The sequence below is a fragment of the Cronobacter malonaticus LMG 23826 genome, assembly GCF_001277215.2.
Classification (GTDB): domain Bacteria; phylum Pseudomonadota; class Gammaproteobacteria; order Enterobacterales; family Enterobacteriaceae; genus Cronobacter; species Cronobacter malonaticus.
Genome location: NZ_CP013940.1, coordinates 2,762,044 through 2,783,723, shown reverse-complemented (window position 1 = coordinate 2,783,723; position 21,680 = coordinate 2,762,044). Strand labels below are relative to the sequence as shown.

The following is a 21,680-nucleotide window of genomic DNA, read 5'->3' as shown; positions in this document are numbered from 1 at the left end:
AGCAGTTAAGTGATCTGCCTCGAAATTTTTGTTGCGTCAGAATCTTAAATCAGTAATATATGCCGCCGTTGCCACGGGATACGAAACAAACCCGCGGTGGCAAAAAATGTGGGTCGTTAGCTCAGTTGGTAGAGCAGTTGACTTTTAATCAATTGGTCGCAGGTTCGAATCCTGCACGACCCACCACTCGCTCAGGTGGTTTAAATGAGCGATATCGTGAAGGCAACGTTGCAACGCTTCGTTAGTGTTATTCCCTCCACGACTGACCACACGCAGTAAACCAGCGTAGTATCGGGTGATTAGCTCAGCTGGGAGAGCACCTCCCTTACAAGGAGGGGGTCGGCGGTTCGATCCCGTCATCACCCACCACTCGGGTCGTTAGCTCAGTTGGTAGAGCAGTTGACTTTTAATCAATTGGTCGCAGGTTCGAATCCTGCACGACCCACCAACGCTTCATGTTAAAACATGCGCGGACAACCAACGCTTTTGTTGGTAAAGCAGTAAATCTTTCAGATAACACCCGAATGGGTCGTTAGCTCAGTTGGTAGAGCAGTTGACTTTTAATCAATTGGTCGCAGGTTCGAATCCTGCACGACCCACCATTGAAATCGTGGGTGTTAAAGACAGGTGTGAAGGATAACGTTGCAAGGCAGCAAGTATCTTCCATGCCTCCCTCTGAAAGAAGCAGTTCCCGAAAGGGGTCGTTAGCTCAGTTGGTAGAGCAGTTGACTTTTAATCAATTGGTCGCAGGTTCGAATCCTGCACGACCCACCAGTGTAAAAAGGCGCCCTAAAGGCGCCTTTTTGCTTATCTGAACATAAGAAAGATTCGAACCTGCAGCAGGTTCGGGTCGAGCCATTTATGGCGAGACAACGGAGCCGCTTGCGGCGACGGCCCGAAGGGCGAGCGAAGCGAGTCATCCTGCACGACCCACCAGTGTAAAAAGGCGCCCTAAAGGCGCCTTTTTGCTTTTCAGACGTAACTTCATCCGCATGCTGTAAAATGCTTCCCGCCATACGCTTGCTCACCTCTTTCATCCGATGATGCGCTACGCGCACCCCCACGCCACCTTTTCCTGTGACTTTTCCCCGTCAATCCGCTATCTTGTTTAGCATACAAAACAAATGAAGCTGCCAGGTGGCTTTTAACGGCTCGGTTAAGCGGCTTTAGTTAAGTGCAAAAAACGAGATGGTGCAAATGAGTGTAATGTTCGATCCCGAAGCCGCAATTTATCCATTCCCGCCAAAGCCCGCGCCGCTGAGTGCGGATGAGAAAGCCGTTTACCGCGAAAAAATTAAGCGTCTCCTTAAGGAGCGCAATGCGGTGATGGTGGCGCACTACTACACTGACCCGGAAATTCAGGCGCTGGCCGAAGAGACGGGCGGCTGTATTTCTGACTCGCTTGAGATGGCGCGTTTTGGCGCGAATCACCCAGCCACCACGCTGCTGGTTGCTGGCGTGCGCTTTATGGGCGAAACCGCCAAAATCTTAAGCCCCGAAAAAACGATTCTGATGCCGACGCTACAGGCGGAGTGCTCGCTGGATCTCGGCTGCCCGGAAGAGGAATTCGCTGCGTTTTGCGACAGTCACCCGGATCGCACCGTCGTGGTTTACGCCAATACCTCGGCGGCGGTAAAAGCCCGCGCCGACTGGGTAGTCACCTCCAGCATCGCCGTAGAGTTGATTGAACATCTCGACAGTCTTGGCGAGAAAATTATCTGGGCGCCTGACCGGCATCTGGGTCGTTACGTGCAGAAACAGACGGGTGCTGATGTGCTCTGCTGGCAGGGCGCCTGCATCGTACATGATGAGTTTAAGACGCAGGCGCTGGCGCGTATGAAGGCGCTCTATCCGGATGCCGCCGTTCTGGTGCATCCAGAGTCCCCGCAGGCGATTGTCGATATGGCCGATGCTGTAGGCTCCACGAGCCAGCTCATCAACGCCGCGAAAACGCTGCCGCATCCGCAGCTGATTGTGGCGACCGATCGCGGTATTTTTTACAAAATGCAGCAGGCGTGCCCGGAAAAAACGCTGCTTGAAGCACCGACCGCCGGCGAGGGCGCAACCTGCCGCAGCTGCGCGCACTGTCCGTGGATGGCGATGAATGGCCTTCAGGCCATCGCAGAGGCGCTTGAGCATGGCGGCGCGGCTCATGAGATTCATGTTGACGCCAGCCTGCGAGAAGCCGCGTTAACGCCGCTTAACCGCATGCTGGATTTTGCGGCTACACTTCGTCTTTCGGTTAAAGGAAACGCGTAAGGTTTTACGCTTCGGGGAGATATGGATTTTTTTAGCGTACAAAACATTCTGGTGCATATTCCGCTCGGCGAGGGCGGGTACTCATTATCATGGATTGAAGCCATCGGCACGCTCGCGGGCCTGCTGTGCATCTGGCTGGCGAGCCTTGAGAAAATCGTCAACTATGTGTTCGGTTTAATTAACGTCACGCTGTTTGCGATTATTTTCTTCCAGATCCAGCTCTATGCGAGCCTGCTGCTACAGGTCTTTTTCTTTGCGGCGAATATTTACGGCTGGTACGCGTGGTCGCGCCAGAGCAGCGACAACCAGGCGGCTCTGCACATCCGCTGGCTGCCACGCCCGAAAGCCTTCGGCTGGCTGGCGGTCTGCGTGGTGGCGATTGGTATGATGACGGTGTGGATTGACCCGGTATTTGCGTTTCTGACGCGCATCGCCGTTCAGGTCATGCAGGCGGTTGGGCTTAACGTGGCTATGCCGCAGCTTCAGCCAGACGCCTTCCCGTTCTGGGATTCCTGCATGACGGTACTGTCTGTGGTGGCGATGATCCTGATGACCCGTAAATATGTCGAAAACTGGCTGCTGTGGGTCATCATTAACGTCATCAGCGTGGTGATTTTCGCGCGCCAGGGCGTTTATGCGATGTCGCTTGAGTATCTGATCCTGACGTTCATTGCGCTCAACGGTAGCCGGATGTGGATCAAAGCGGCGCACGAGCGGGGCTCGCGCGCACTGTCTCATTAATGTGAATGGCCGTGGGCGTGCGGTGTCACGTCCCCGGCATTCAAATCGCAGTCTTTAACGCTGCACGACTGGTACTCAAGCTGTACCGTCGCATGCGCTATCTGATAGTGGTGTCGCAGATAGTCGTGAATGCTCTCCATCAGCGCGTCATAATCATGCGGTGGTACCACCTGCACATGCAACGTCATCACCGGCTTTTCCCCCACCAGCCACAGATGCACATGATGTACATCTCGCGCTTCCGGGATTTCACGTACCAGCCTGCGGCGCAGCTGATCGACATCCACCGCGCTGGGCGCGCCTTCCAGTAGTTCATTCATGCTCTCCTGAAGCAGCCGCCAGGCGCTGCGCAGCACGAGGCATGAGACCAGAATCGAGAGAATAGGGTCGATAGGCGTCCAGCCCGTCCAGAGGATAACCACCGCCGCTACAATCGCGCCGACGGAACCCAGCAGATCGCCAAGCACATGCAGCGCCGCCGCGCGCACGTTCATGTTTTTCTCGTCGCTGCCGCGGTGCAAAATCCAGAATGACAGCAAATTCGCCACCAGTCCTGCAATGGCGATACCGAGCATAGGCGCGCCCGCGACAGGCTCAGGCGTAATAAAACGCGCGACAGCCTCCCAGACGATAATCACCGTGATCACCAGCAACGCCAGCGCGTTCACAAACGCGGCAAGCGTGGTTAAACGCAACAGCCCAAAAGTATGACGCGCATTCGGGCTGCGGCGTGCGAAACGCACCGCCATCAACGCCACCAGCAGCGCGGCGGCGTCGGTAAACATGTGGCCCGCGTCGGCGAGCAGCGCCAGCGAACCGGAAAGCAGGCCGCCGGCAATCTCCAGTACCATAAAAATGGCGGTGATCAGGAAAGCAATCAGCAGGCGTTTACTGTTGGAATGATTATGGGAGTGCTCGTGGGGCTCGTGTGAATGAGAATGGGTATGGGAATGGGCCATAGCGTGTGTCGCTCAACATTTTTGTGATTATCAATATCAGTTATTTGCGCGGCCACCGCGCGCTACCACAATAGCAAAAATAAAGGAGAGCCGAAGCTCTCCTTTTATCATTCAGGCGTTAAATGCGATTACTGGGAGGTGCTGCCAGACGTGCTCGGGCAGGCGTCGCCAGTACACTGTACGCTACCGGTAGTACCGGATGTGCTGCTGCCGGTCGCGCCCGCTTCACCGCTGGTGCTGTGCGCGGTGCCGGAAGAGGTGCCGGTGGCCGTACCGGTGCCGGTATTCACGCCGCTGTTCGCGGAGTTGGTGCCGGAGGTGTTGATATTGCTGTTATCCACGCCGTTCGGAGCGACATTCTGTTTGGCGTCAGGCGCTACCTGGCCTGCGTTAGCGGCTGCGTTTGCAGAGCCGGTGTCGCTGCCGCCAGTCGATGAGCCGGAATCGGCGGCAAGCGCCGCGCCGCTGGCCAGAGTCAGAGTGGCGGTCAGAAAGAGTGAAGTCAGTTTATTCAGTTTCATAGTCATGCTCCTGTTCTGGTCGTTATTGCTGGATAACTTCTTCCAACAGTGCACTGCGAAAAAGTTGATCAGCGTGTGTGTTGCGGTCGAAAAAACCACACCATCGCCGAAAGGCAGCAGGTGATTCGGTAAAATGTATAAAACAGAGTGCTAACAATTAAAAAGTGTAGACTGGATCTCTCTTTACGCTACTTTCTGGCGTTTTTAAGTTAACTTCCAGGAATTTTCTGTGCGAAGTGTAAATGCGTGTTTACACTACTGGCGCGACAAGATAGATTGAGGGGATTGCTTTCCCATAAAACTGCAGGGCCTCCTGGAACCATCATGACTTATCAGAACGACGATTTACGCATCAATGGCATCAACGAGTTACTCCCACCTGTCGCACTCCTGGAAAAATTTCCCGCTACTGAAAAGGCTGCCGAGACGGTTTCTGCGGCGCGCCAGGCGATTCATCAGATTCTGCATGGCGACGACGATCGTCTGCTGGTGGTGATTGGCCCGTGTTCTATTCACGACCCGATGGCGGCGAAGGAGTATGCCTCGCGTCTGCTGCCGCTGCGTAAGGCGTTAAAGAATGAGCTGGAAATCGTTATGCGCGTCTATTTTGAGAAGCCGCGTACCACGGTGGGCTGGAAGGGGCTTATCAACGATCCGCACATGGATAACAGTTTCCAGATTAACGAGGGACTGAAGATTGCGCGTAAATTGCTGCTGGATATCAACGACACCGGCCTGCCGGCGGCGGGCGAGTTCCTGGATATGATTACGCCGCAGTATCTGGCGGATTTAATGAGCTGGGGCGCTATCGGCGCGCGTACAACCGAATCACAGGTGCATCGTGAGCTGGCGTCCGGGCTTTCCTGTCCGGTTGGTTTTAAAAACGGCACCGATGGCACTATCAAAGTGGCGATTGACGCCATCAACGCCGCCAGCGCACCGCACTGTTTCCTGTCGGTCACCAAGTGGGGCCACTCGGCTATCGTTAACACCAGCGGTAACAGCGATTGCCATATCATCCTGCGCGGCGGTAAAACGCCGAACTACAGCGCGGCGCATGTGGCGGAGGTGAAAACCGGTCTTGAGAAAGCGGGTCTGAAGCCGCAGGTGATGATCGATTTCAGCCATGCCAACTCCAGCAAGCAGTTTAAAAAGCAGATGGACGTCGGCGCGGATGTCTGCGCGCAAATCGCCGGCGGCGAAAGCGCCATTATGGGCGTAATGATTGAAAGTCATCTGGTGGAAGGCAACCAGAGCCTGGAGAGCGGCGAGTCGCTGGTGTATGGCAAGAGCGTGACCGACGCCTGCATCGGCTGGGAAGATACCGACGCTATCCTGCGCCAGCTTGCCGAGGCCGTGAAAGCGCGTCGCGGTTAAGTCGCTGGTTGAGATGCAGGGACAAAAGGTGGGTGCGCTAACGCTTACCCACCCTACATACCTCTGGCACCGAAGTAGGGCGGGTAAGCGTTAGCGCACCCGCCGTCCAGCACGAATAATCCGTCTATCGTAGGGCGGGTAAGCGCAAGCACCCGCCGTCCAGCACGAATCATACGGTTATCGTAGGGCGGGTAAGCAAAGCGCACCCGCCGTCCCACTCGAAGCGCACCCGTCATATCCTCCCACCGTCCCCGCCAATAAAAAAGGCGTGGTTTTCACCACGCCTTTTGCACACCTTACGGTTGCGAATTACTTCGCTTTACCCTGGTTTGCGACAGCCGCCGCTTTCGCTGCGATCTCGTCAGCATTGCCCAGATAGTAGTGTTTAATCGGTTTGAAGTTCTCGTCAAACTCATACACCAGCGGTACGCCGGTCGGGATGTTCAGCTCAAGAATCTCTTCTTCGCTCATGTTATCCAGGTATTTCACCAGCGCACGCAGGGAGTTACCGTGAGCGGCGATAATCACGCGCTCACCGCTTTTCAGGCGCGGCAGAATGGTTTCATTCCAGTAAGGAATAACGCGATCGATGGTCAGCGCCAGGCTCTCGGTCAGCGGCAGCTCCTGCTCGCTCAGTTTCGCGTAACGCGGATCGTGGCCCGGGAAACGCTCGTCATCTTTGGTCAGCGCCGGCGGAGTCACCGCGAAGCCGCGACGCCACTGTTTCACCTGCTCATCACCGTATTTTTCAGCGGTTTCGGCTTTGTTCAGACCCTGCAGCGCACCGTAGTGACGCTCGTTCAGTTTCCAGGATTTTTCAACCGGCAGCCAGGCCTGATCCAGCCCGTCCAGGATGTTCCACAGCGTGTGGATGGCACGTTTCAGCACGGAGGTATAAGCAAAGTCAAAGCTGTAGCCTTCGTCTTTCAGCAGCTTGCCCGCAGCTTTCGCTTCGCTGACGCCTTTTTCAGACAGGTCAACGTCATACCAACCGGTAAAGCGGTTTTCGTTGTTCCACTGGCTTTCACCGTGACGAACCAGAACCAGCTTAGTAACAGCCATAGTATTACTCCTTCATAAGCCTGATTGAATGATAACAGTTATCATTATATTGCCGTGTTGAAGTTAGCGGCAACGTAAACCTTTAACATAGCGAAAATAGCGGTGCAGTGTAAGGCGCATGTGAATGGGCCGTGATTTTTTTGTCAGTAACTGGCGGCAATAGCAGCAAAATGGCGAAAAAAAGCCCTCTTTGAAAGAGGGCTGAAGATTACTGAGGAATAAAGTGATACTGCGTGATGCTCTGGTATTCCTGGTCCGGGCGCAGAATGCAGTCCGGCTGCGGCCATTCCGGGTGATTAGGGCTGTCCGGCAGGAATTCACTCTCCAGCGCCAGCCCTTGCCAGGCGCTGTACGTACCCTGCTCGCGCGCAGGCGTGCCTTCCAGATAGTTGCCAGAGTAGAACTGCAACGCAGGGGCGGTGGTATAGACCGTCATTTTGAGCTTTTCATCGCTCGACCAGACATGCGCCGCCGGCTGGTTCACATCGCCTTTCGCGTCCAGCAGCCAGGCGTGGTCATAGCCTTTTACGCGCTGCTGGCCTTCATCTTTCAGGAAATCCTGCGCGATTTTTTTCGGCTCGCGGAAATCAAAACCGGTTCCCGCCACGTCCGCCAGCCCCTCACGCGGAATGCCCTGCTCATCAACCGGCAGATAGCGTTCGGCGAAGAGTTGCAGGCGATGGTCGCGCACGTCGTTCTGCTCGCCGTCCAGGTTGAAATAGGCATGGTTCGTGAGATTGACCGGGCACGGTTTATCCACGCGGGCGCGGTATTCAATGCTGATGCGGTTATCGTCGGTCAGGCGGAAATGCGCGGTGGCGCGCAGCTCGCCGGGATAACCCTGGTCGCCATCCTGCGAATCCAGCGTATAAAGCACTTCCTGTCCGTTCTGGCGCACAATGCGCCAGCGGCGTTTGTCGAACCCTTCCGGGCCGCCGTGCAGCTGGTTTTCGCCCTGGCTTGGCGTAAGAGAATACGTCTCGCCATCGAGCGTAAAGCGTGACTGCGCGATGCGGTTGGCGTAACGGCCCACCGACGCGCCGAGAAACGCGGTCTGCTCCAGCCAGATTTCCGGGCTCGGGCAGCCCAGCAGCGTTTCGCGCACGCTGGCGTCTTTCATCGGGACGCGGGCCGACAGCAGCGTCGCGCCCCAGTCCATCACGGTGACGACCATCCCTGCCGCGTTGCGCAGGGTGGAGATACGATACGGCTGGCCATCCGGGGCCAGTTGTGGCGTCTCTTTTAGCACAGACCTGCTCCTTCTGAAGGTTTGCACACGTAAAACGTTTCTTTAATACCGGTGCGCGCTTCATATTGCGCTTCCACAGCGGCCTGCACTTCCGGCACGATAGCTTCCGGCACCAGCGCCACGACGCAGCCGCCAAAGCCGCCGCCCGTCATGCGCACGCCGCCTTTGTCACCGATAACCGATTTCACAATCTCCACCAGAGTATCGATCTGCGGAACGGTAATTTCAAAGTCGTCGCGCATCGAGGCGTGAGATTCCGCCATCAGTTCGCCCATGCGTGTCAGATCGCCTTTCGCCAGCGCGTCAGCCGCTTCGACGGTACGGGCGTTTTCAGTCAGCACATGGCGCACGCGTTTAGCCACAATCGGGTCAAGCTCATGCGCCACGGCGTTAAACTGATCCAGGCTCACGTCGCGCAGCGCTTTTTGCGTGAAGAAACGCGCGCCGGTTTCGCACTGCTCACGGCGCGTGTTGTACTCGCTGCCGACCAGCGTGCGTTTGAAATTACTGTTGATAATAACGACCGCGACGCCCTGCGGCATCGGCACGGCTTTGGTGCCAAGGCTGCGACAATCGATGAGCAGCGCATGGTCTTTTTTGCCCAGCGCGGAAATCAGCTGATCCATGATGCCGCAATTGCAGCCGACGAACTGGTTTTCCGCTTCCTGGCCGTTCAGAGCGATCTGCGCGCCGTCGAGCGAAAGGTGATAGAGGTGGCGGAACACGGTGCCAACCGCCACTTCCAGCGACGCGGAAGAGCTTAAGCCCGCGCCCTGTGGCACGTTGCCGCTGATCACCAGATCGGCACCGCCGAAGCCAGGGTCGCGCTGTTGCAGATGCTTCACCACGCCGCGCACATAGTTCGACCACTGCTGGCTGTCGTGCGTCAGGATCGGCTCATCAAGAGAAAACTCATCGGTTTGGTTATCGTAATCGGCAGCAACGACGCGCACGCGGCGGTCGTCACGCTTCGCGCAGCTGATCACCGTCTGGTAATCGATAGCGCACGGCAGCACGAAACCGTCGTTATAGTCGGTGTGCTCGCCAATAAGGTTAACGCGGCCCGGTGCCTGAATGTGAGTGGTGGCAGGGTAGCCGAATTTTTCGGCAAACAGGGCGTGTGTCTTTTCTTTCAGGCTCATTGTTATTCTCCGGATTCGCGAAAGTGGACGTCGCTGACGGCGCGCAGGCGCTCTGCCGCCTGTTCGGCGGTTAAATCACGCTGGGTTTCCGCCAGCATTTCATACCCCACCATAAATTTACGGACCGTGGCGCTGCGCAGCAGCGGCGGGTAGAAGTGGGCGTGAAGCTGCCAGTGCGTGTTCTCTTCACCATTGAACGGCGCGCCGTGCCAGCCCATCGAGTAGGGGAACGAGGTCTGGAACAGGTTGTCGTAGCGGCTGGTGAGTTTTTTCAGCGCCACCGCAAGGCAGCTGCGCTGCGCGTCAGTCAGATCGGTCATGCGCAGAATGTGCGTTTTCGGCAGCAGCAGCGTTTCAAACGGCCAGGCCGCCCAGTACGGCACTACCGCCAGCCAGTGTTCGGTTTCCACCACGGTGCGGCTGCCGTCTGCCAGTTCACGCTGGGCGTAATCCACCAGCATCGGCGAGCCTTGCTGTTCGAAATAGTCGCGCTGCAGCCTGTCTTCACGCTCGGCTTCATTCGGCAGGAAGCTGTTGGCCCAGATCTGACCGTGCGGATGCGGGTTGGAGCAGCCCATCGCCGCGCCTTTGTTTTCAAACACCTGTACCCACGGGTAGGTTTTGCCCAGCTCGGCGGTCTGCGTCTGCCACGTATTCACCACTTCTTCGAGCGCGGGCAGCGTCAGCTCCGGCAGCGTTTTGCTGTGATCCGGCGAGAAGCAAATCACGCGGCTGGTGCCGCGGGCGCTCTCAAGACGCATCAGCGGATCGGCGCTTTGCGGCGCGTCCGGCGTATCGGTCATCAGCGCGGCGAAATCGTTGGTAAACACATAGGTGCCGGTGTACTGCGGGTTTTTATCCCCGGTGACACGCGTGTTGCCGGGGCAGAGAAAACAATCGGGATCGTGCTGCGGCAGCGTCTGTTTCGCAGGCGTCTCCTGCGCCCCCTGCCAGGGGCGCTTGGCGCGATGCGGCGAAACCAGAATCCATTGTCCGGTCAGCGGGTTATAACGACGGTGCGGATGATCCACGGGGTTAAACTGTTCCATCTGACTTCCTTTAATCGGGATAACCTTGGGGATGACGTGACTGCCAGCGCCAGGTGTCGTCCGCCATTTCCTGTAATGAACGCGTCACGCGCCAGTTCAGATCCTGGTCTGCTTTAGTGGCGTCCGCCCAGTACGCGGGCAGGTCGCCGTCGCGGCGCGGCGCGAAATGATAATTGATAGGCTTGCCGCAGGCTTTGCTGAACGCGTTCACGACATCCAGCACGCTGCTGCCGACGCCCGCGCCGAGGTTGTAGATATGCACGCCCGGCTTATCGGCCAGTTGCTGCATCGCGGCCACGTGGCCGTCGGCGAGATCCATGACGTGGATATAGTCGCGTACGCCGGTGCCGTCTTTGGTCGGGTAATCGTTACCGAAAACCGCCAGCGACTCACGACGACCGACCGCCACCTGCGCGATATACGGCATCAGGTTGTTCGGGATGCCCTGCGGATCTTCGCCCATATCGCCTGACGGATGCGCGCCGACCGGATTGAAATAACGCAGCAGCGCGATGCTCCACTCCGGGCAGGCTTTTTGCAGGTCGGTCAGGATCTGCTCGACCATCAGCTTGCTTTTGCCATACGGGCTTTGCGGCGTACCGGTCGGGAAACTTTCGACATAAGGGATTTTCGGCTGGTCGCCGTAAACGGTCGCGGAGGAGCTGAAAATAAAATTGGTGACGCCCGCAGCGCGCATCGCGGAGATCAGGCGCAGCGTACCGTTGACGTTGTTGTCGTAATACTCCAGCGGTTTCGCGACGGATTCGCCGACCGCCTTCAGACCGGCGAAATGGATCACCGTGTCGATGGCGTAGTCGTGGAAAATCTCGCGCAGCAGCGCTTCATCGCGGATATCGCCATCGATAAACGTCGCGGCTTTACCGCCCAGACGCTCAATCACCGGCAGAACGCTGCGCTTGCTGTTGCAGAGGTTATCAAGAATGACGACATCGTGATTGTTTTGCAGCAGCTGTACACAAGTATGACTTCCGATGTAACCGCTACCACCTGTTACCAGAACTCGCATATTTGGCTCCATTACGCTTATGGTATGTATTAACCATAGCATAACAGAGCGCTAAAAAGTGTGACATGGGATAAATTAGTGGAATCGTTTACACTGCTTTTCACTCATCTGGCTCACAACGCTAAGCCATTGTAAAACAAAACGCGAAGCGCGCATTTGCAGGTAATCTGAAAGTGACAGCGGGGCGCGGGCAGGGAAACGCCCGGCCCGCGTAACAACGCTGCGTTAACGCAGCGTATCGAACTGATAACGGTAGCTGTCGCCGTCAGGAATGAAGGTTAAACGGTGGGTCATGCACTGCGGCGCGTCTTCGGCGTGGTGCGAGACAAACAGCAGCTGCGTTTCGCCTTCGCTAATCAACACATCCACAAAACGGCGCACCAGCTGGCGGTTCAGCGGGTCGAGTCCCTGCAACGGCTCATCCAGGATCAGCAGCGTCGGGTGTTTTACCAGCGCGCGTACAATCAGCGCCAGCCGCTGCTGGCCCCAGGAGAGGCTGTGAAACGGCGCGTCGGCGGTGGCGTCGTCCATGCCGAGAATATCGAGCCACTCGCGCGTCAGCTGCTGCTGGCGGTCCGAGACGGCCTGATAAATGCCGATGGAGTCGAAATAACCGGAAAGGATCACGCTGCGCACCGAGGCGCTGACGCGGTAATCGAGATGCAGGCTGCTGCTCACATAACCGATATGCTTTTTGATATCCCAGATGGTTTCGCCGCTGCCGCGACGGCGGCCAAAGAGCGTCAGGTCATTGCTGTAGCCCTGCGGATGGTCTCCCGTCACGAGGCTTAACAGCGTCGATTTCCCCGCGCCGTTGGGGCCGACGATTTGCCAGTGTTCGCCGGGGCGCACCGTCCAGCTCAGGTTGTTGAGGACCGGGCGGTCGTTATACGAGACCACACCGTTGCGCAGCACAATGCGCGGCTCGCTGGCATTGAGCGTGTGGCGCGCCGCGGGGGCGTCCGCCTCCGGCAGTTGCACGCCCGACAATCGCTCGCTGTGAGCCAGTTGCGCCACTAACGCCTGGTTCAGGAGCGTGGCTTTATCGCCTGTCTCCACCAGCGTGCAGTCCGCCACCACGCCCGCGTGCTGCACAAAATCGGGGATTTCATCAAAGCGGTTCAGAATGAGCACCAGCGTCAGGCCCTGCGCATTCAGCTCGCCAAGCAGCTGCGCGAGCTGTTCGCGTGAGGCGACGTCGAGGCCATCAAACGGCTCGTCGAGGATCAGTAAATCGGGCTGCGACATCAGCGCCTGGCAGAGCAGTGTTTTGCGGGTTTCGCCGGTGGAGAGATATTTAAATCGCCGCGCCAGCAGCGCGTCGATGCCGAAACGCGCCGCCAGCGCCGCGCAGCGCGCCGGGTCATGGATTTCATCCTGAATAATCTGCGCGGTGGTACGCCCGGTGTCGTCTTCATCGGGGCTTAGCAAATCGGTGTTATTACGCTGCCACTCGGCGCTGACCAGCTTTTGCAACTGTTCAAACGAGAGCAGGGCGATGCGGGAGAAGTGACAAACGCGCTCGCCTTTTTCTGTGATGAGTTCGCCCGCCAGCGTCCGCGCAAGGGACGATTTCCCGCTGCCGTTAGCGCCGACAAACGCCCAGCTTTCGCCCGCCTGGATGGTCAGATCCTCAATATGAAGCGCGCGCGTATCGCCAATGCGAAACGTGCCTTGCATAATTTGCAACGTTGTCATCCCGTATCCCATTTTTTGCAGCGCAAAACCACAGGGATACGTTTTTCACGGCGCAATGTCAACGTCGCGTGCTAACAGAGGGTGGCGACGATCACGCTGTCGGCGTTAAACCAGGCCGTCACCGGCAGGCCTTCCTGCGGGTCTAACGCCTGCGCGGCTTCCGGCGTCAGCGTGGCGCAGAGCGTCTGCCCGTCATGCAGCGTCAGGAGAATTTCACAGTGCTGCGGGGTACGGGCGATATGGCTGATGGTGCCGGCGAGCTGGTTATCGGCATGGGCGGCCTCCTGCGGATCGCGGGTGAGATGCACCCACGGCGCTTTAACGAGCGCCAGCACCTCTTTGCCCGGCGAAAGCGCCAGCCGCTCGGCGCTCTGCGTAGTGACCGCGGCGTTGATCCGCGTGCCGCTCCCGGCGAGTGCAATCTCAATAGTTTCCTGAACCGGGCAGGCGTCGCGGCTGACGACTTCGCCGAACCACTGATTGCGGGCGCTGGTTTGCAGCGAGAAGCGGGCGATGGCGGCCAGCAGGCTGTCCAGCGGCAGCGCGTCGTCAGAAAGCGCGTCAAACGCCTTTTGCTGGATCTGCCCCAGCAAATCGTAGAGTGCGATAAGCCGCTCGCCGTAAGGCGTCACCTGCGCGCCGCCGCCGCCTTTGCCGCCGGTGGCGCGTTCCACCAGGAGTTTATCGCCAAGCTGGTTCATCTCGTTGATGGCGTCCCACGCGCTTTTATAGCTGATGCCCGCGAGTTTCGCGCCCTGACTGATGGAGCCCGTCAGCGCCACCTGTTTCAGCAGATGGATGCGTCGCGGGTCGGCAAAAATTTTGTCGTGCAGTTTAAGCGTAAGGAGAATATCGGCCTGCATGGTGGCCTCCAGCCGGGCAAAAGACTATTGTGAAGGAAAGCGGCGGGTTGGCGCAAATGGCACAAAAGGGCAGGATGTTTCGTGCCAATGCCGCTAGAATGACGGTTTACTGTTTTCAGGAGGCAACCATGTTCGAGTTGTTGAAAAGTCTGGCATTTGCCGTGATTATGGTGCCGGTGGTGATGGCCGTGATCCTGGGGTTAATCTGGGGCCTCGGTGAAGTGTTCAATATCTTCTCCGGCATCGGTCACAAAGACCAGTCTAAACAGCACCGCTGATTCCCCCCCGCGCCCGGCTTTGCCGGGCGTTTTCCTTTCTGAACCCTCAAGCCGCCGCTTTTTTTGCCGATAGATAATTACTGGGAAAACCCTGTCCGCAGCGTTATATTATTTAATATATAACGAAACGGTAAGGACTCTCTCATGGCAAAATTGTGGTTAAAACTGGCGCTCGGCGTCACCTTAAGCGCGGGCGCAGTTGGCGCGTCTCTGGCGCAGGACAACACGGTAACGGTGTTCGCCGCCGCGTCGCTGACTAACGCGCTGCAGGATATCGCTAAAGACTATGCCAAAGGGCATCAGGTGAAAGTGGTCTCGTCGTTCGCGTCCTCTTCCACGCTCGCGCGCCAGATTGAAGCGGGGGCACCTGCGGATATTTTTATCTCCGCCGATCAGAAGTGGATGGATTACGCCGCTGATAAAAAAACGATTGACGCACAGAGCCGTAAAACGCTGCTCGGCAATAGTCTTGTGGTGATGGCACCGGCAAAAAGCGCGCAGGGCGATATCGTGATTAACCGCAGCACCGACTGGAAAAGCCTGCTGAAAGGCGGCCGTCTGGCGGTGGGCGATCCGGCGCATGTGCCGGCCGGGATTTACGCCAAAGAGGCGTTGCAAAAACTCGGCGCGTGGGAGACGCTCTCTGTGCAACTCGCGCCGTCGGAAGATGTGCGCGGCGCGCTGGCGCTGGTGGAGCGCAACGAAGCCCCGCTGGGCATCGTGTATGGTTCTGACGCCGTGGCAAGCCACGGTGTGAAAGTGGTTGGCACCTTCCCGGAGGATTCCCATCAGAAAGTGGAATACCCGCTGGCGATCATCGACGGGCATAACAACCCGACGGTCAGCGCGTTTTACCACTATCTGCAAGGCCCGGAAGCTGCCGCAGTGTTTAAACGATACGGATTTACAACCAGCCAATGATGTTGACGGAACCCGAATGGCAGGCGGTACTGCTTAGCCTCAAAGTCTCTACGCTTGCGGTAGTTATCAGTTTGCCCTTCGGGGTTCTTCTCGCCTGGGTGCTGGTGCGCTGCACCTTCCCGGGCAAAACGCTTCTGGACGGCGTGGTTCATCTGCCGCTGGTGCTGCCGCCCGTAGTGGTCGGTTATCTGCTGCTGGTGGTGTTTGGCCGTCGCGGTCTGATAGGCGAATGGCTTTACGATCTCTTCGGCATCACGCTCGCGTTTACCTGGCGCGGGGCGGTGCTCGCCTCGGCGGTGATGGCGTTTCCGCTGATGGTGCGCGCCATTCGCCTTTCGCTGGAGGCGGTCGATATCCGTCTTGAGGCCGCGGCCCGTACGCTCGGTGCCGGCCGCTGGCGCGTCTTTTTCACTATCACGCTGCCCCTGATGCTGCCCGGCATTATCGTCGGCACCGTGCTGGCCTTTGCCCGCTCGCTCGGTGAGTTCGGCGCGACCATTACCTTTGTTTCCAATATTCCTGGCGAAACCCGCACGCTGCCGTCGGCGATGTATACGCTTATCCAGACGCCGGGCGGCGAGGGTGCCGCCGCGCGCCTGTGCGTTATCGCCATTGTGCTGGCGCTCTGCTCGCTGATGTTTTCTGAATGGCTGGCGCGCCAGAGCCGCCGCCGTCTGGGGGCATCCTGATGCTGGAACTCAATTTCACCCAGGTGCTCGGCAAGCATCGCCTGACGGTTAACGAAACTCTGCCGGGGAGCGGCATTACCGCCGTGTTTGGCGTGTCGGGCGCGGGCAAAACCTCGCTGATTAACGCCATTAGCGGCCTGACCCGCCCGCAGCACGGGCGCATCGTCTTAAACGATCGCGTGCTGAGCGACACCGAAACCGACACTTTTCTGCCGCCGGAAAAACGCCGCGTCGGTTATGTCTTTCAGGATGCGCGGCTCTTCCCGCACTACAACGTGCGCGGCAACCTGAAATATGGCATGGCGAAAGAGATGGCGGCGCAGTTTGACAAACTGGTGACGCTGCTCGGCATCGAGCCGCTGCTCGACCGTTTGCCGGGGACCCTCTCGGGCGGTGAAAAACAGCGCGTGGCGATTGGCCGGGCGCTGCTGACGGCGCCGGAATTGCTGCTGCTTGACGAACCGCTCGCCTCGCTCGACGTGCCGCGCAAGCGCGAGCTGCTGCCGTACCTGCAACGACTGGCGCGCGAAATCAATATCCCCATGCTCTATGTCAGCCATTCGCTGGAGGAGATCCTGCATCTGGCCGATAAAGTGCTGGTGCTGGAGCAGGGCGAGGTGAAAGCGTTCGGTAGCCTGGAGGATATCTGGGGCAGCAGCGTGATGCACCCCTGGCTGCCGCCGGAGCAGCAGAGCAGCGTGCTGAAAGTCACGGTGCTTGAGCATCATCCGCATTACGCGATGACGGCGCTGGCGCTGGGCGATCAGCACCTGTGGGTTAACCGTATCGAAAAGCCGCTTCAGACGGCGCTGCGCATTCGCATTCAGGCGTCTGACGTGTCGCTGGTGTTACAGCCGCCGCTGCAAAGCAGCATCCGCAACATTCTGCGCGCCCGTGTGGCGCAGTGTTACGACGACAACGGGCAGGTGGAAGTGCAACTGGAGGTAGGCTCGCGCACCCTCTGGGCGCGCATCAGCCCGTGGGCGCGCGATGAACTGGCCATCAAGCCCGGCCTGTGGCTCTACGCCCAGATAAAAAGCGTCTCGATAACGACTTAAAGCACCCACTGACGCAGCGCGTCGGCAATGCTGGCCTCGTTATTGGGGCCAATGACTTTGTCGGCGTGTGATTTCACAATGTCGTCGGCGTTGCCCATGGCGATGCCAAGCCCGGCGCGCTCCAGCATGGAGATGTCGTTATGGTTATCCCCGAAGGCTACCACCTGATCCATCGATAATCCCTGCGATTCCACCCACTGCGCCAGGCGTTTGCCTTTGCTGTTGCCGGGTGCGGCCACATCCACCTGATCGTGCCATGACCACTCACAGGCGAGGCCCAGCTCGCGCTCAATCGTCAGCGCGAGGCTTTGCAGACGCGGAATGTCTTCCCCGGTGAGCGCGAATTTCCAGATATTCTCCACCGAGCGGGCCGCCTCGCGCAGCGAATCGACCTGACGGAACACCGGGCGCTGAGCTTCAGGCAGGCGCAGCGCCCAGTTCTGGGTGCGCTCGATATGGCCGCAGGCGTGTTCATACAGCATCGCGTCATCCATATACATCAGCGCCGGGATTCCCGCGTCGCTCAGTAATTCCAGCAGCCCTTCAGCCTGTTGCGGGCTCATCGGATCGGCCGTAATGACCTTTTCCGCTTGATAATCATACAAATAAGTGCCATTACAACAAATGGCAGGTGTATCGAGCGCCAGTGCCTGATAAAAAGGGTGGATGGCATTATGGTGGCGCCCGGTGACGATCACCGGTTTCAGCCCGGCCGCTTTCGCGCGCGCCAGCGCGTCGAGGGATTCCGGGAGGATGGTTTTTTGAGCAGTTAACAATGTGCCGTCTAAGTCGAGAGCGATTACGCGAAAAGTCATGCAGGTTTCCAGAGTCGTCAGTCAGAATATCCGGTTGATGGTACACCGCGACAGACGTCGCGCAAAACCCGCAAGGCCTGCGTCGGCACAGGAAGATAAAACACGCTACCCTTGAAACAGTCTTTCAGGCTCAGTGAAGCAAGGAGTATTCATGAAACAAACCGTTTATACCGCAAGCCCGGAGAGCCAGCAGATCCACGTCTGGCGTCTGGAGCCGCAGGGCACGCTGACGCTGTTGCAGGTGGTGGATGCGCCAGGGCAGGTTCAGCCGATGGTCATCAGTCCTGACAAGCGTTTCCTCTATGTTGGCGTGCGCCCGGAGTTTCGCATTATCGCGTATCGCATCGCCGCACATGACGGCACGCTCAGCGAGGCGGGCGAAGCGCCGCTGCCGGGCAGCCCGACGCACATTTCGACCGATCATACCGGTCGTTTCCTGTTCAGCGGCTCCTATAACGCAGGCAGCGTGAGCGTGGTGCGCCTGAACGACGGCCTGCCGGGCGAGACCGTCACTGTGGTAGAAGGGCTGGAAGGCTGCCACTCCGCGAATATCTCCCCGGATAACCGCACGCTGTGGGTGCCTGCGCTGAAGCAGGATCGCATCTGCCTGTTTACGCTGACCGACGATGGCCACCTTGAGCCGCAAACGCCAGCGGAAGTCACCACCGTCGCGGGCGCCGGGCCGCGCCATATGGTCTTCCACCCGAGCAAGCCGTTCGCCTACTGTGTGAATGAGCTGAACAGCTCGGTGGATGTGTGGGCGCTGAGCGATCCGCACGGCAACATTGAATGCGTGCAGACGCTGGATATGATGCCGGCCGATTTCTCCGACACCCGCTGGGCGGCGGATATTCACATTACGCCGGATGGCCGTCATCTCTACGCCTGTGACCGCACCGCGAGCGTCATTACGGTCTTCACCGTTTCTGAAGATGGCAGCGTCCTGGCGGTGCAGGGGCACCAGCCAACCGAAACCCAGCCGCGCGGCTTCAACATCGACAACAGCGGGCAGTATCTGATTGCCGCCGGCCAGAAATCGCATCACATTGCGGTTTACGGCATTGAAGGCGAGCAGGGGCTGCTCGCGGAGAAAGGCCGTTACGCAGTAGGACAGGGCCCGATGTGGGTCGTCATTAACGCCTTCGACGCGTAAAAATAAAAAACCTCGCCGCGGCGAGGTTTTTTATGGGCGGTGGTGAGCCACCCTGCACGTCTGTTGTTCTCAACGCTTTAATCATACGGACCGCCGCCGTCAGGCGATTGCCTTGCGTCAACAAACAGGCAAAGAAAAAGGGGGATTGCTCCCCCTTTTTTCTGACGTCCGTTAATGCCGGGCGATTACTTTTTCGGTTCGGCAACCACTTTGCTGCCCAGTCCGCGGTTGTTGTATTCCCACAGACGGTTGGCGTTCGCATCGTTCAGATCGCGCTGGATATTGCCTTTATCGTCCTGCGCGCCGGTGTTGCCGGTGAACGGACGCTGTGAACCGAGCGCGGTGCCCCACGGCTGCGCGGTGTTGAAACCGGCGTCAATCACGCTGTCGCGGATAACCACCTGACCGTTCGGCGTCTGGCCTGGGGTATAACCATTGGCGCTCGCGTCCATATCCCATGCGCGGCCAAGCTGCGCCACGCCTTCACCTGCCGCCACAAAGCGGCTGTTCACGGCGAGGAAGCCGTAATAGAAGTTCGGCATGGTCGCTGGCGCAAACACATAACCTTCTTTCTGGGTACGTGTGTTCACCACGCGGAATTCGGTGTTATCAAACACTACCGCGCTGCGGCCCGCGACCAGATCCACATCGCCTTCCACGTAGCTGTTCGTCACCTGCGTGCGGGTCAGACGATCCGGCGTGAAGCGGTTGCGGATATCGCTGTTGGTCACCAGGAACGGATTCTGGCGGCCCAGGACATTCACTTTGTTGATCTGCACGCGGTCGCCATCGGTACGCAGCGCGACACCCTGGTGCTGACCTTCGCCTGCGGCGTCGCCGAGGCTGTTTTCGATGGTCAGGTTTTGCAGTTGCAGGCCATTATTCTGCGACCAGAACACCGCGGAACACATCAGGCCGACGGTGCCGTTGCGGCGGTTCTGGCAGTTATCGAACATATACCAGGCCGGTTTGCCGGGCATATATTTGCCGGACGGGTTCACGGTACGACGCCAGGTGTTGGCATCCATTTCGCTGTCCAGCGCGGCGCTGATTTTCACATCCAGCGGTTTTTCGCCGGTGCCGTAAATCGTCACGCTGCCCGGTGCCGCAGGCACGTAAACGGTGCCTTCATAGGTGCCGGGGAGCACAGCGATGTACTGACGTGCCGTCGCGTGGCGCGCAATAGCGGCGTCAACGGCCGCCTGAATGCTGGTGTGGGTCACGCCCTGCTCGCCCGCCTGGCCGACCACAAAGTCCGCTTTTTCAGGCAGTCGAATCGGGGAGGGCGCCCACGGCGCGGCATTCGGATCGACATTGGAGAAATAGCGGGCCGGGACGAAATTTTTCGCTTCATCCGCAGACAGCACCGGGCGAGCCGACGTACCCGGCGCGCGTTGTTCAGAAGGACGTTGGTCCGGTGGCGTTGAGCTGCATGCAGTCAGTGTCACGCCAAAAGCGAACGCCAGCGCCAGACGGGAAACCGAAAATGTGTTCAAGGGTTGCTCCTTGCTAAGCCTGTTTAAAATGGGGGAACGCACAAGAGCCTGCTTTTTTATACTAAGTTGAGCGAAACGGGAAGCCGATTGTGATAACCGGCTTCAAAATGATTCAGATGTAATGCGCCGTCAGCGAGGCGCTGGCGAGCCGGTGGAAGTGCACATTAAACCCGACCATCGCGCCGCTGGCGTTTTCATCAACGTCGATGCGCTCCACATCCAGCGCATGCACCGTGAAAATATAGCGGTGTGTTTCCCCTTTTGGCGGGGCCGCGCCCCCATAGCCAGCGGTGCCAAAATCGGTGCGCGTCTGGATAGCGCCGTCCGGCAGTTCCGCCTGGCCAGACCCTGCGCCCTGCGGCAGCACACGGGTATCGGCGGGCAGATTCGCAACGATCCAGTGCCACCAGCCGGAGCCGGTAGGCGCGTCAGGATCGTAACAGGTCACCACAAAACTTTTCGTGCCGGGCGGCACCTCATCCCAGGTGAGATGGGGTGAAATATTATCGCCCTCGTAGCCCATGCCGTTAAACACGTGGCGGGCGGGGAGTTTATCCCCGTCGTTAAAATTCACACTGATTAACTTCATGCCGTTTCCCCGCTTACAGATGAAGCAATTTTAACAGCGCTTCGGCAGTCGCCGCGGAAGAGGCCGGGTTCTGGCCGGTCACCAGATGCCCGTCAACGACCACATGCACGCCCCAGTCATCGGTGCGCTCAAACTGGCCGCCCGCCTCCTTGAGCGCATCTTCCACGAGGAACGGCACGACATTTGTCAGCCCGACCGCCTCTTCTTCGCTGTTGGTAAAGCCGGTGACGCGTTTGCCTTCCACCAACGGGCTGCCGTCGGGCTTTTTCACATGACGCAACACGCCCGGCGCGTGGCACACCGTCGCGACCGGCTTGCCGCTGCCCCAGTAGTGTTCGATAAGCGCGATGGAAATCGGGTGATCGGCGAGATCCCACAGCGGGCCGTGGCCGCCCGGATAAAACAGCGCGTCATACTCGTCGGCGTTGATTTCATCAAGCCGCGCGGTATTCGCCAGCGCCGCCTGGGCCTCAGGATCTTCACGAAAACGTCGGGTGTCGGCGGTCTGCGCATCCGGCTCGTCGCTTTTCGGATCGAGCGGCGGCTGGCCGCCCTGCGGCGTGGCGAGCGTCACGTCGATCCCCGCGTCGCGAAACACAAAGTAAGGCGCCGCAAACTCTTCCAGCCAGAAGCCGGTCTTTTTCCCGGTATCACCCAGTTTGTCGTGGGAAGTCAGTACCATCAGAATCTTCATCGCGCTCTCCTGGTTGTTTATCGCAAATCCTGAAAGTGTA

Annotated in this window: 21 protein-coding genes, 5 tRNA genes and 1 other RNA gene; 14 read left to right on the top strand and 13 right to left on the bottom strand. The window is 58.5% G+C overall.

Translation table 11 applies throughout. The features are described from left to right. Window positions 1–110 precede the first annotated feature (110 nt). The 8 genes from AFK66_RS13125 to pnuC all read left to right on the top strand — a co-directional run bounded on the left by AFK66_RS13125 (window position 111) and on the right by pnuC (window position 3,000). Window positions 111–186: transfer RNA gene (locus AFK66_RS13125), tRNA-Lys, on the top strand. A 107-nt stretch (window positions 187–293) separates the two neighbouring features. Continuing rightward, a tRNA-Val gene (locus AFK66_RS13120) sits at window positions 294–369 on the top strand. Between the two features lie 3 nt (window positions 370–372). Further along, a tRNA-Lys gene (locus AFK66_RS13115) sits at window positions 373–448 on the top strand. A 78-nt stretch (window positions 449–526) separates the two neighbouring features. Then, window positions 527–602 (top strand) — tRNA-Lys (locus AFK66_RS13110). 96 nt (window positions 603–698) lie between these two features. After that, window positions 699–774: transfer RNA gene (locus AFK66_RS13105), tRNA-Lys, on the top strand. 31 nt (window positions 775–805) lie between these two features. Next, window positions 806–936, top strand: a non-coding RNA gene (locus AFK66_RS13100) — RtT sRNA. A gap of 261 nt (window positions 937–1,197) precedes the next feature. Next, on the top strand, window positions 1,198–2,259 hold the full coding sequence (gene nadA / locus AFK66_RS13095) for a quinolinate synthase NadA (RefSeq protein WP_032968014.1): 1,062 nt from the start codon (window positions 1,198–1,200) through the stop codon (window positions 2,257–2,259). Between the two features lie 21 nt (window positions 2,260–2,280). Beyond that, on the top strand, window positions 2,281–3,000 hold the full coding sequence (gene pnuC / locus AFK66_RS13090) for a nicotinamide riboside transporter PnuC (protein WP_007781950.1): 720 nt from the start codon (window positions 2,281–2,283) through the stop codon (window positions 2,998–3,000). Here the strand turns inward: pnuC and zitB are convergent. Further along, window positions 2,997–3,959 carry a CDF family zinc transporter ZitB gene (gene zitB / locus AFK66_RS13085; RefSeq protein WP_032968017.1) on the bottom strand — a complete coding sequence of 321 codons (963 nt, stop codon included), beginning with the start codon at window positions 3,957–3,959 and terminating at the stop codon, window positions 2,997–2,999. The genes pnuC and zitB overlap by 4 nt on opposite strands. A gap of 128 nt (window positions 3,960–4,087) precedes the next feature. After that, window positions 4,088–4,480, bottom strand: a complete 393-nt coding sequence (locus AFK66_RS13080) for a protein YbgS (protein WP_007706889.1) — start codon at window positions 4,478–4,480, stop codon at window positions 4,088–4,090. A 324-nt stretch (window positions 4,481–4,804) separates the two neighbouring features. Here AFK66_RS13080 and aroG point away from each other — a divergent pair, with 324 nt between their 5' ends. Next, window positions 4,805–5,857 carry a 3-deoxy-7-phosphoheptulonate synthase AroG gene (aroG, locus tag AFK66_RS13075; protein ID WP_007781959.1) on the top strand — a complete coding sequence of 351 codons (1,053 nt, stop codon included), beginning with the start codon at window positions 4,805–4,807 and terminating at the stop codon, window positions 5,855–5,857. Window positions 5,858–6,166: 309 nt separating this feature from the next. On the opposite strand, the gene gpmA is transcribed toward aroG, so the two are convergent. From gpmA to modE, 7 genes are all read right to left on the bottom strand, one after another. After that, window positions 6,167–6,919, bottom strand: coding sequence for a 2,3-diphosphoglycerate-dependent phosphoglycerate mutase (gpmA, locus tag AFK66_RS13070; RefSeq protein WP_007706899.1), 753 nt, complete (start codon window positions 6,917–6,919; stop codon window positions 6,167–6,169). A 208-nt stretch (window positions 6,920–7,127) separates the two neighbouring features. Further along, window positions 7,128–8,168: a galactose-1-epimerase gene (galM, locus tag AFK66_RS13065; protein WP_004386743.1), complete on the bottom strand. Its 1,041-nt coding sequence runs from the start codon at window positions 8,166–8,168 to the stop codon at window positions 7,128–7,130. Beyond that, a complete protein-coding gene (gene galK, locus AFK66_RS13060; protein ID WP_007781965.1) occupies window positions 8,162–9,310 on the bottom strand; it encodes a galactokinase in 1,149 nt (382 codons plus the stop codon). Before galK ends, galM begins: the two co-directional genes overlap by 7 nt. A gap of 2 nt (window positions 9,311–9,312) precedes the next feature. Further along, the gene (galT, locus tag AFK66_RS13055; protein ID WP_023899127.1) at window positions 9,313–10,359 is read right to left on the bottom strand and encodes a galactose-1-phosphate uridylyltransferase; all 1,047 of its coding nucleotides are present in this window, start codon (window positions 10,357–10,359) and stop codon (window positions 9,313–9,315) included. A gap of 10 nt (window positions 10,360–10,369) precedes the next feature. Then, window positions 10,370–11,386 (bottom strand): UDP-glucose 4-epimerase GalE, encoded by a 1,017-nt coding sequence (galE, locus tag AFK66_RS13050; RefSeq protein ID WP_032983216.1) that lies wholly within the window; start codon window positions 11,384–11,386, stop codon window positions 10,370–10,372. A 225-nt stretch (window positions 11,387–11,611) separates the two neighbouring features. Next, on the bottom strand, window positions 11,612–13,084 hold the full coding sequence (modF, locus tag AFK66_RS13045; RefSeq protein WP_032983217.1) for a molybdate ABC transporter ATP-binding protein ModF: 1,473 nt from the start codon (window positions 13,082–13,084) through the stop codon (window positions 11,612–11,614). A gap of 71 nt (window positions 13,085–13,155) precedes the next feature. After that, the gene (modE, locus tag AFK66_RS13040; protein ID WP_007781994.1) at window positions 13,156–13,947 is read right to left on the bottom strand and encodes a molybdenum-dependent transcriptional regulator; all 792 of its coding nucleotides are present in this window, start codon (window positions 13,945–13,947) and stop codon (window positions 13,156–13,158) included. A 128-nt stretch (window positions 13,948–14,075) separates the two neighbouring features. Here modE and AFK66_RS21535 point away from each other — a divergent pair, with 128 nt between their 5' ends. The 4 genes from AFK66_RS21535 to modC all read left to right on the top strand — a co-directional run bounded on the left by AFK66_RS21535 (window position 14,076) and on the right by modC (window position 16,893). Continuing rightward, on the top strand, window positions 14,076–14,225 hold the full coding sequence (locus tag AFK66_RS21535; RefSeq protein ID WP_004386739.1) for an AcrZ family multidrug efflux pump-associated protein: 150 nt from the start codon (window positions 14,076–14,078) through the stop codon (window positions 14,223–14,225). A gap of 144 nt (window positions 14,226–14,369) precedes the next feature. After that, window positions 14,370–15,146 carry a molybdate ABC transporter substrate-binding protein gene (modA, locus tag AFK66_RS13035; protein ID WP_007781997.1) on the top strand — a complete coding sequence of 259 codons (777 nt, stop codon included), beginning with the start codon at window positions 14,370–14,372 and terminating at the stop codon, window positions 15,144–15,146. Then, window positions 15,143–15,835 carry a molybdate ABC transporter permease subunit gene (gene modB / locus AFK66_RS13030; RefSeq protein WP_007782000.1) on the top strand — a complete coding sequence of 231 codons (693 nt, stop codon included), beginning with the start codon at window positions 15,143–15,145 and terminating at the stop codon, window positions 15,833–15,835. Before modA ends, modB begins: the two co-directional genes overlap by 4 nt. Further along, window positions 15,835–16,893, top strand: coding sequence for a molybdenum ABC transporter ATP-binding protein ModC (modC, locus tag AFK66_RS13025; protein WP_007782003.1), 1,059 nt, complete (start codon window positions 15,835–15,837; stop codon window positions 16,891–16,893). The genes modB and modC overlap by 1 nt, the downstream gene beginning before the upstream one ends. Here the strand turns inward: modC and AFK66_RS13020 are convergent. Next, window positions 16,890–17,708, bottom strand: a complete 819-nt coding sequence (locus AFK66_RS13020) for a pyridoxal phosphatase (RefSeq protein ID WP_007782004.1) — start codon at window positions 17,706–17,708, stop codon at window positions 16,890–16,892. The genes modC and AFK66_RS13020 overlap by 4 nt on opposite strands. 151 nt (window positions 17,709–17,859) lie before the next feature. Between AFK66_RS13020 and pgl the strand changes: the two genes are divergently transcribed. Then, a complete protein-coding gene (pgl, locus tag AFK66_RS13015; RefSeq protein ID WP_023899121.1) occupies window positions 17,860–18,861 on the top strand; it encodes a 6-phosphogluconolactonase in 1,002 nt (333 codons plus the stop codon). 185 nt (window positions 18,862–19,046) lie between these two features. On the opposite strand, the gene AFK66_RS13010 is transcribed toward pgl, so the two are convergent. From AFK66_RS13010 to AFK66_RS13000, 3 genes are all read right to left on the bottom strand, one after another. Beyond that, entirely contained in the window at window positions 19,047–20,357 is a 1,311-nt protein-coding gene (locus AFK66_RS13010; protein WP_007782023.1) for a putative acyl-CoA thioester hydrolase, read from the bottom strand. Window positions 20,358–20,469: 112 nt separating this feature from the next. Then, window positions 20,470–20,946, bottom strand: coding sequence for a kinase inhibitor (locus AFK66_RS13005; protein ID WP_007782025.1), 477 nt, complete (start codon window positions 20,944–20,946; stop codon window positions 20,470–20,472). Window positions 20,947–20,959: 13 nt separating this feature from the next. Beyond that, window positions 20,960–21,640 (bottom strand): type 1 glutamine amidotransferase domain-containing protein, encoded by a 681-nt coding sequence (locus tag AFK66_RS13000; RefSeq protein ID WP_007782028.1) that lies wholly within the window; start codon window positions 21,638–21,640, stop codon window positions 20,960–20,962. Window positions 21,641–21,680 lie beyond the last annotated feature (40 nt).

Coding starts and splice junctions, on each gene's coding strand:
- AFK66_RS13020 (WP_007782004.1), bottom strand. CDS start 17,708: ATGACTTTTCGCGTAATCGCTCTCGACTTAGACGGCACATTGTTAACT.
- AFK66_RS21535 (WP_004386739.1), top strand. CDS start 14,076: ATGTTCGAGTTGTTGAAAAGTCTGGCATTTGCCGTGATTATGGTGCCG.
- gpmA (WP_007706899.1), bottom strand. CDS start 6,919: ATGGCTGTTACTAAGCTGGTTCTGGTTCGTCACGGTGAAAGCCAGTGG.
- pgl (WP_023899121.1), top strand. CDS start 17,860: ATGAAACAAACCGTTTATACCGCAAGCCCGGAGAGCCAGCAGATCCAC.
- modC (WP_007782003.1), top strand. CDS start 15,835: ATGCTGGAACTCAATTTCACCCAGGTGCTCGGCAAGCATCGCCTGACG.
- pnuC (WP_007781950.1), top strand. CDS start 2,281: ATGGATTTTTTTAGCGTACAAAACATTCTGGTGCATATTCCGCTCGGC.
- AFK66_RS13000 (WP_007782028.1), bottom strand. CDS start 21,640: ATGAAGATTCTGATGGTACTGACTTCCCACGACAAACTGGGTGATACC.
- galE (WP_032983216.1), bottom strand. CDS start 11,386: ATGCGAGTTCTGGTAACAGGTGGTAGCGGTTACATCGGAAGTCATACT.
- modF (WP_032983217.1), bottom strand. CDS start 13,084: ATGACAACGTTGCAAATTATGCAAGGCACGTTTCGCATTGGCGATACG.
- AFK66_RS13080 (WP_007706889.1), bottom strand. CDS start 4,480: ATGAAACTGAATAAACTGACTTCACTCTTTCTGACCGCCACTCTGACT.
- galK (WP_007781965.1), bottom strand. CDS start 9,310: ATGAGCCTGAAAGAAAAGACACACGCCCTGTTTGCCGAAAAATTCGGC.
- zitB (WP_032968017.1), bottom strand. CDS start 3,959: ATGGCCCATTCCCATACCCATTCTCATTCACACGAGCCCCACGAGCAC.
- modA (WP_007781997.1), top strand. CDS start 14,370: ATGGCAAAATTGTGGTTAAAACTGGCGCTCGGCGTCACCTTAAGCGCG.
- galT (WP_023899127.1), bottom strand. CDS start 10,359: ATGGAACAGTTTAACCCCGTGGATCATCCGCACCGTCGTTATAACCCG.
- modE (WP_007781994.1), bottom strand. CDS start 13,947: ATGCAGGCCGATATTCTCCTTACGCTTAAACTGCACGACAAAATTTTT.
- AFK66_RS13005 (WP_007782025.1), bottom strand. CDS start 20,946: ATGAAGTTAATCAGTGTGAATTTTAACGACGGGGATAAACTCCCCGCC.
- nadA (WP_032968014.1), top strand. CDS start 1,198: ATGAGTGTAATGTTCGATCCCGAAGCCGCAATTTATCCATTCCCGCCA.
- modB (WP_007782000.1), top strand. CDS start 15,143: ATGATGTTGACGGAACCCGAATGGCAGGCGGTACTGCTTAGCCTCAAA.
- aroG (WP_007781959.1), top strand. CDS start 4,805: ATGACTTATCAGAACGACGATTTACGCATCAATGGCATCAACGAGTTA.